The 305-nt window shown below is 65.2% G+C and carries 1 protein-coding gene; it reads left to right on the top strand.

What is annotated here, in order from left to right; all coding sequences use genetic code 11:
* The coding region (locus EN859_RS36840) for an NAD-dependent epimerase/dehydratase family protein (protein ID WP_135913723.1) at positions 1-305 on the top strand (305 nt) is incomplete at both ends.

Raw genomic sequence — 305 nt, 5'->3', positions numbered from 1 at the left:
CTTCATCGTCCAGGCGCTGCGCGGCGACGACATCACGGTTTACGGCAGCGGCACGCAGACACGCTCTTTCTGCTATGTCGACGACCTGATCGAGGGTTTTGTGCGGCTGATGCAGGCGCCGGCGGCGCCGCAACACCCGGTCAACCTCGGCAACCCGGGTGAGTTCACCATCATGGAATTGGCCGAGCTCGTGCTCGACTACACCAATTCCCGCTCGCGGATCGTGCACCGGCCGCTGCCGGCCGACGATCCCAGGCAGCGCAAGCCCGACATTTCCTGTGCCAGGCAGCATCTGGGCTGGGAGC

Origin of the sequence: Mesorhizobium sp. M00.F.Ca.ET.216.01.1.1 (assembly GCF_004010325.2) — a bacterium.
In the GTDB taxonomy this organism is placed as follows: domain Bacteria; phylum Pseudomonadota; class Alphaproteobacteria; order Rhizobiales; family Rhizobiaceae; genus Mesorhizobium.
This window is presented reverse-complemented; position numbering and strand designations above follow the sequence as displayed.